This window comes from Dietzia sp. UBA5065 (assembly GCA_002415925.1).
In the GTDB taxonomy this organism is placed as follows: Bacteria; Actinomycetota; Actinomycetes; order Mycobacteriales; family Mycobacteriaceae; genus Dietzia.
Genome location: DIAZ01000165.1, coordinates 1 through 6,409, shown reverse-complemented (window position 1 = coordinate 6,409; position 6,409 = coordinate 1). Strand labels below are relative to the sequence as shown.

10 protein-coding genes are annotated in these 6,409 nt (G+C 70.4%); 4 read left to right on the top strand and 6 right to left on the bottom strand.

Features of this window, described 5'->3' with window-relative positions; all coding sequences use genetic code 11:
- Window positions 1-723, top strand: a 723-nt coding sequence (locus B4M60_RS13410) for a hypothetical protein (RefSeq protein ID WP_291084954.1), incomplete at its 5' end; no start/stop codon positions are given.
- Window positions 724-817: 94 nt separating this feature from the next.
- Here the strand turns inward: B4M60_RS13410 and B4M60_RS13405 are convergent.
- The 4 genes from B4M60_RS13405 to dut form a co-directional block, all read right to left on the bottom strand.
- On the bottom strand, window positions 818-1,417 hold the full coding sequence (locus B4M60_RS13405) for a DUF3159 domain-containing protein (RefSeq protein WP_291085012.1): 600 nt from the start codon (window positions 1,415-1,417) through the stop codon (window positions 818-820).
- A gap of 110 nt (window positions 1,418-1,527) precedes the next feature.
- A complete protein-coding gene (locus tag B4M60_RS13400; protein ID WP_291084951.1) occupies window positions 1,528-1,926 on the bottom strand; it encodes a hypothetical protein in 399 nt (132 codons plus the stop codon).
- A 25-nt stretch (window positions 1,927-1,951) separates the two neighbouring features.
- Entirely contained in the window at window positions 1,952-2,812 is an 861-nt protein-coding gene (locus B4M60_RS13395; protein WP_291084948.1) for a DUF3710 domain-containing protein, read from the bottom strand.
- A gap of 78 nt (window positions 2,813-2,890) precedes the next feature.
- Window positions 2,891-3,367 carry a dUTP diphosphatase gene (dut, locus tag B4M60_RS13390; RefSeq protein ID WP_291084946.1) on the bottom strand — a complete coding sequence of 159 codons (477 nt, stop codon included), beginning with the start codon at window positions 3,365-3,367 and terminating at the stop codon, window positions 2,891-2,893.
- 53 nt (window positions 3,368-3,420) lie between these two features.
- On the opposite strand from dut, the gene B4M60_RS13385 reads away from it, so the two are divergent.
- Window positions 3,421-3,927 carry a DUF3093 domain-containing protein gene (locus B4M60_RS13385; RefSeq protein WP_291084943.1) on the top strand — a complete coding sequence of 169 codons (507 nt, stop codon included), beginning with the start codon at window positions 3,421-3,423 and terminating at the stop codon, window positions 3,925-3,927.
- A 4-nt stretch (window positions 3,928-3,931) separates the two neighbouring features.
- On the opposite strand, the gene B4M60_RS13380 is transcribed toward B4M60_RS13385, so the two are convergent.
- Entirely contained in the window at window positions 3,932-4,234 is a 303-nt protein-coding gene (locus tag B4M60_RS13380; RefSeq protein WP_291084940.1) for a DUF4193 domain-containing protein, read from the bottom strand.
- Window positions 4,235-4,439: 205 nt separating this feature from the next.
- Between B4M60_RS13380 and cei the strand changes: the two genes are divergently transcribed.
- The gene (gene cei, locus B4M60_RS13375; RefSeq protein ID WP_291084937.1) at window positions 4,440-5,078 is read left to right on the top strand and encodes an envelope integrity protein Cei; all 639 of its coding nucleotides are present in this window, start codon (window positions 4,440-4,442) and stop codon (window positions 5,076-5,078) included.
- On the opposite strand, the gene B4M60_RS13370 is transcribed toward cei, so the two are convergent.
- A complete protein-coding gene (locus B4M60_RS13370; RefSeq protein WP_414646805.1) occupies window positions 5,068-5,934 on the bottom strand; it encodes an inositol monophosphatase family protein in 867 nt (288 codons plus the stop codon). The genes cei and B4M60_RS13370 overlap by 11 nt on opposite strands.
- Window positions 5,935-6,152: 218 nt before the next feature.
- Between B4M60_RS13370 and B4M60_RS13365 the strand changes: the two genes are divergently transcribed.
- A partial coding sequence (locus B4M60_RS13365) for an ROK family protein (RefSeq protein WP_291084932.1) occupies window positions 6,153-6,409 on the top strand: 257 nt, incomplete at its 3' end.

Here is a 6,409-nt window from a genome sequence, read left to right as displayed (position 1 = left end):
TACGGGCAACAGGCCTACGGGCAGGGTTACGGCGACCCTGCCGGCGCAACCGCGTATCCCCCGCAGGGTCCCGGTGGCGTCGCCGTCGGGACCGGAAAGGTATCCGCCACGGACGCCCTCAGCACCGGATGGCAGCTCTTCAAGAACAACCCGTTGCCCTGGGTGCTCATCACTCTCGCGATGGCGGTCGCCAACGTCGTGGTGAGTTCGCTCTCGAACTCCAACTCGACCGGGGTGGCGACGCTCGCCAGCCTGCTGTCGATCGCCGTCAGCATCGTCTTCCAGGCCTTCGTCATCAGGGGCGCGCTACTCGAGGTGGACGGTCATAAGCCGGCGATCGGGGACTTCTTCAAGCTGACCAACTTCGGACCCTTCGTCATCGCGGCGATCCTGGTCTGGTTGGCGACGGTGGTCGGGTTCATCCTCCTCATCATCCCCGGGATCGTGATCGGGTTCCTCCTGTACTGGACCCTCCACTTCGTGGTGGATCGGAACATGGCTCCCGTCGACGCGATGAAGTCCAGCATCAACGCGATCAAGTCCGATGCCGGGAATCTGTTCGCGCTCGCCGTGCTCAACATCCTCGTGGTGATCGCCGGCTTCGTGGCGCTGTTCGTCGGACTCCTGGTCGCCATTCCGGTCGTCACGCTGGCCACGGTCGTCGCCTACCGCGCCATCACCGGCCCGAGCGACTTCTCACGCCTGGCCACCAGCGGAGTCTGACCGCCCTCCCCCGCACCCGACCTACGCGCTGAACGACGAGAGCCCCCGCCGGCCATCAGGCCGACGGGGGCTCTCGAGTCTCATCCCCGCCGGGTCAACTCGTCGTCTCCGACCGGGACTCGATCGGCTCGGCCTCGTGCACCATCGCACGCCGGACCGCCCAGATCGTTCCGGCGAACGCCACCAGCGCGAGCGGCCACCCCATCCCGATCCGCGCGGCCCCCAGCCAGTTCACCTCGTCGTTGCGATACAGCGCGAACTGCAGGACCGCACGGATCGCGAAGAGCGCGGCCCAGATCCAGGTCGCGGTCGCGTACCACCGACGGGCGGCGGGGATCCGGCGCCAGGCCATCCCCTTGCCGTCCAGGAAACCCCAGATCACACCGACGAGCGGCCAGCGCGCGAGTGCCGAGAGCGCGAACGCCCCGCCGTAGACCGCCTGCGTGATGATCCCGTAGAGGAAGTAGCCCTTCGCGCTGCCGGTGCGCCAGGCGATGAAGACGCAGATCGCCACCCCGATGAACCCGGAGATGGCGGGTTGGGGGTTCTCGCGGCGGGCCAGCGACCATCCGAGCATCGCCACGGCGACCCCCAGTGCCGCCCAGATGGCCACGGTGAGCCCCCAGAAGGCGTTGACCGGGACAAAGGCGAGGATGGGGATCGAGGAGTAGACCAGGCCGCGGACGCCGCCCATCTGCTCGAGGAGCGAGGCGTCGGGGTCCCCGAAGGAGGACTTGCGCTTGCCCCCGGCCCCGCCCGTGGGGGCCTCGCCCGGCATCAGCTCGCCGGACCGATCGGACTCTGTCACGCGTCTCCTCCACGTCCCACGCCCGGCCGCCCTGCGAGCAGCTCGTAGCGAGGATTGAAAATGATCTTGTGGCCGTCCCGGGTACCGATCCGTCCGGTGACCGTGAGGAACCGTCCGGTGTCGACACCGGGGATCGACTTGCGACCCAACCAGCACACGTCCACCGCGCCGCTGCCGTCGTAGACCTCGGCGGTCACCCCGCGGAAGTCCACACCGCCACCGGTCAACACCGTCCTCACCCGCCCGGTGACCGTGACCAGATCGCCCCGCTGCGCGTCCGCGACGCGTGAACATCCCCGTCCGTGCACGAGCCCCACGAGGTCCGCCGCGTCGAGCTCGTCCAACGACTCCGTGAGCCGGGCCGAGAATCCCCGGATCCGATGAGTGAAAGACATCTCCGCTCTCCCGTTACGCCGGGGATCAGAGGTCGTCGGAGGTGCGGAGACGGTCCATGGCGCTACCGTCTCGGCGCGGCTGGGTCGCCGGGGCATCCGTCGGCTCCGGCGACGGGGGCGTCGGCGCGCTTCGCGGCGGCGCGGACGCTCCCGCGTCGGGGTTCGGGGCCGGAGGCTGCGGGGCCTGGGCGGGGGCCTGTGCGACCTGACCCGCGGCCATCTGCTGTTGGTAGGCCTGCGCCTGCTGTTGCGCGGCCAGCTGGGACTGAGCCGAGGTCAACGCCTGCTGGATCTCGTCCGGGATGGTCAGGGGCAGCTGTTCGCGAACGGGCATGGGACCGTCACCGCGGTTCACCAGAAGGTGACCGAAGACCTCCCTGCCCTCCTCGGCGGCCTCGTCCGCGAGTTCCGGCCTCGCCATGATGCGGACCTCGGCCGTCCAGCGATGGCCGTCGACCCCGATCGCCCGGAACACCGCCCCCGGCATGACCGCCACGAGTTCACGGCCCCACGGGCCGTCCTCCACCCGGACCTCCGCGCCCTGCTGCTCGAGTTGCTCCCCCATCTCGCTGACCATGGTGCGCCACTGCCCTGCGGATTTGGGCGCGGCAAAGACCCGCGGGATGACCCGGGAGACGGTGGTCACTACGTGGAACTCCGGCTGCCCGTTCGGGTCGAGGGCCACGTTGAGGTCGCGCCCCGCCGGTACCCCGATCACCATCGCGCCGAGGTCGATGTGCCCGAATCCGAGGTCCGCGTAGTACTGCGGCACGGCCCCGATCGAGGAACGATCGTGAGGCCCCATCGTGGCCGGAGCGGAACCCGAGTGCTCCGCGGAGTCGGCGGCGTCGTGGTTCCCGGTCACCGCCTTCTTGCGTCCGAACATTGTCGAATCCTCTCCGCGTGCAAAGCCGTCCCGGACGGGACCGTGCTTCTTGACGCTACCGAACGACGTCGTGGCCGGTCAGGTCAGGCGGTGATGGCCACCCGTCGAACCGTGACCTCCCTCGCCGCGGTCGGTCCGATCGAGTTCCTCGACCTCGACCACGTCCCAGAGCTCCACCCTCTGGATCAGCAGCTGGGCGATCCGGTCGCCTCGTCCGATCCGGATCGGCGCGGAGGGATCCAGGTTGATGAGATTGACCTTGATCTCGCCGCGGTAGCCGGCGTCGACCGTGCCCGGCGCGTTGACGATCGACAGGCCCGCCCGCGCGGCCAGTCCGGATCTCGGATGGACCAGCCCCACGTAGCCCTGAGGGATCGCGACGGCGATACCGGTCCCGACCAGACCCCTGTGCCCCGGCACCAGTTCGAGGTCCTCCGCCGAGTACAGATCGATCCCCGCGTCCCCGGCGTGCGCCCGTTCCGGCAGGGGGAGTCCCGGGTCGAGCCTCTGCAGCCGCAGTACCCCGGGATCACCCGGATGGTCAGGGTCGTTCATCTGCTCGCCTCCCTCCTGCCGGGCGTGGCCCGGTGGTCGATAGTCTTGATGCCGTGACCGAAGAAGATCTCCGCCCGTCTCCTGATCGCGCCCCCCGACCGGTCCACTCGGAACGCCTACGCGTGCCGATGTGGTGGTGGATAGCCCTGGCCGCCGTCACCGCGCTCGTCGTCTACACCTCCGCAACGGTGGGTGCCCGCTGGTGGATGTGGCTGCTGGTGGCGGTCGTCCCGGCACTGCTCGCCTGGTTGTTCGTCACCGTCGGTCGCGAACGGATCGAGGTCGAGTCCGATGGCCAAGGGGGCGGGACCCTGTTCGCGGGACGGGCACGTCTCCCCTTCGACTCGATCTCACGGACCGCCGTCGTGCCCGCCACCGCCAAGCAGGCGGCCATGGGACGCCAACTGGATCCCGAGGCGTTCGTGGTCCACCGGGGCTACATCCCGACGATGGTGATCGTCGTCCTGGACGATCCGCTGGACCCCACCCCGTACTGGCTGATCAGCACACGCGACCCCGAGGCGCTCGCGGCTGCGCTGCCGGACAACCACTACAGCTGACGAGTCAGCCGGCGCAGTCCACGCAGATCGGCAATCCGTCCCGCTCGACTGCGAACCTGCTGCGGTGATGGACGAGGAAGCACTCACCGCAGGTGAACTCATTGTCCTGCTCGGGTACCACCCGGACGGTGAGCTCCTCCCCGGAGAGGTCCGCTCCGGGAAGCTCGTAGGACTCCGCGGTGTCGGTCTCGTCGACGTCGACCTCCCCGGTGGCCCCCTCGGCACGTCGGGCCTTGAGTTCCTCCAGCGAATCACCGGCCAGCTCATCGGCCTCGGTCCGGCGGGGTGCGTCGTAGTCGGTTGCCATGAGTCTCTTCTCTACGGTCTGGTGACGAGGGGCGGGCGGTTCGATCGTGGACCGACCGGCGCACGCATATTAACGGAAACCGGCCGGAATATCATCCCCCCTGCCGGGCCGTGTCTCCCCCGGGCTGAACGGCCCCGGCCGCTTACAGTGGTGCCACGTACCCGGACCGGGCTCTCACACCGTGACACCTGCAGGAAGGACCCTCATGGTCGCTCACCTCAGCACGCAGGCCACACCGAGCCCGAGCCCTGTTCAGGGGATGGGCCGCCTCCGCAGCGCCTACGTCGCGTTTGTCGTGGCCGCCCTGGTGATCGGCGGAGTGGTGTGGGCGGTCGCGTTGCGCGGAAGCGACGCCGCGACCCAGGCTGCCGCGTGCCCGGTCACCCCCGCCGCGGAGGCGGCGGGCCTGGCGGAACAGCCCGCCGCCGCCCTGGACGCGGTCGAGCCGGCGCTGCTGTCCGACACGAGGGTCAGGGTGCTCAACGCCAACGGACAGAGCGGCCAGGCCGGGGCGGTGGCCGCCCAGCTCGCCGAGCGTGGATTCCGGCCCGCGTCGACGGATGCGACAGGCAACGACCCGGTCTACGCACAGAACCTCGACTGCCACGGCCAGATCCGCTACGGCGAGGCCGGCCGCGAGGCGGCCCGGTCCCTCTCGCTGGCGGCGCCGTGCATGCAGCTGGTGTCCGACGGCCGGGACGACGCCTCCGTCGACCTGGTCCTGGGAACGATCTTCTCCCGCTTGTCCGACTCGGCGGCGGGCGTGGGCGCCCTGGACGAGCTGAAGGTGGGCCGCCAGCCGATCTCCACCGAGCTGGAGGCGGCGCGCGCCGTCAACTGCTGAGCCGCGGGGGGCCGCCCGGATCGGGATACCCTCCGAGCGCGATCAACGCGTCGAGGAACTCCCGGGCCACCCCGGGAGCCGCGGCGGTCGTGGGCACCCCGTCGTCGGTGGACACCACCACGATCGCACCGGCCTCCGCGGCGACCAGAGCCCCGGCCGCGTGATCCCACGGTTTCAGGCAGCGCTCGTAGTACGCGTCGATCCGCCCCGTGGCGAGCATGCACAGGTCCAATGCGGCCGATCCGCACCGCCGGATATCGCGGATCCGGGGTAGCAGTTCCGCGACCACCCTCCCCTGCTCGGCCCGGACCCCCGAGTCATAGGCGAATCCGGTCCCCACCAGCGCGAGGGACAACGTCCCACACGACGACGCGGCGAGGTCGGTGACGGCCCCGTCCACCCCTCTCAGCGTGGCCCCACGGCCGAGACCGGCGGTCCAGGTCTCGCGCGTGACGATGTTGTGGACGGCTCCGGCGACGACCACCCCGTCGATCTCCGCGGCGACGGACACCGCGGTGAAGGGGATCCCGTAGAGCAGGTTGACCGTTCCGTCGACAGGGTCGATGATCCAGCGCACCCGTCCGGGGCTCTCCGACGGCGGCGACGACGACGACAACGACGACGACGTTCCCGCCGTGGCGTGCTCGCCGCCCTCCTCTCCCAGGACCCGATCCCCGGGCCTGGCGCCGGCCACCCGGGCGCGCAGATGCTCCTCCACGGCGGTGTCGATGACGGTGACGGGGTCGGTGACCGAGCTCTTCGAGCGCGCACCGAGACCCCCGGGGGCGATCTCCCGGGACATCCGACGGGCCACGTCGCCGCCCGAGACCGCGAGCCGGTCGGCGAACTCCCTCAGCTCGTCGACCACGTCCGTGTATGTGTCTCCCGCACCCTCTTCGATCGTGTCCCTCGCCACACCGACTCCCCTCGTCGTCGTCCCCGGATGCCGGCCACTCGGGGCACCGGGCGGATACGCTGACGAACGGGCGCTCGTCGCCCCCATCGTGCCCCGGCGGCCCGGTGACCACCACCCACCCGCCGTGCTGCGCACGGCCAGTCCCGCGGGAGTCCCCGATGCCCACCCCCAGCCCTGCCGAGAACGTCTCCCCGCCGGTCGCGTCGACCGGGCTGGGAGTGGACGTCGGTGGCACCGGGATCAAGGTCGGGTTGGTCGACCTGGACTCCGGCGACCTCATGGGCGAACGGCTCATCCGTGACACGCCGCAGCCGGCGACTCCGGACGCGATCGCCGAGACGATCCGCCAGATGGTCGAGGAGTTCGGGTGGGAGGGTCCGGTGGGGGTCGCCCTGCCGAGTGTCATCCACGAGGG